Source organism: Curtobacterium sp. PsM8, assembly GCF_030433875.1.
Lineage (GTDB): Bacteria > Actinomycetota > Actinomycetes > Actinomycetales > Microbacteriaceae > Curtobacterium.
Genome location: NZ_JARUXD010000192.1, coordinates 1 through 236, shown reverse-complemented (window position 1 = coordinate 236; position 236 = coordinate 1). Strand labels below are relative to the sequence as shown.

Annotated in this window: 1 protein-coding gene; it reads left to right on the top strand. The window is 69.5% G+C overall.

Annotated elements, in window-relative coordinates; translation table 11 throughout:
- The coding region (locus tag QCD68_RS17330; protein ID WP_301223909.1) for an aldo/keto reductase at window positions 1-236 on the top strand (236 nt) is incomplete at both ends.

Here is a 236-nt window from a genome sequence, read left to right as displayed (position 1 = left end):
TGAGCCGCCGGGCGTTCGACCTCGGCATCTCGCACCACGACCTGGCGAACAACTACGGCCCGCCCTACGGGGCCGCCGAGCTGAACTTCGGCAAGCTCATGCGCGAGGACTTCGCGCCCTTCCGCGACGAGATGGTCGTCTCGACGAAGGCCGGCTGGGACATGTGGCCGGGCGCCTTCGGGCAGGTCGGCGGTTCCCGCAAGTACGTCCTCGCTTCGCTCGACCAGTCGCTGCGC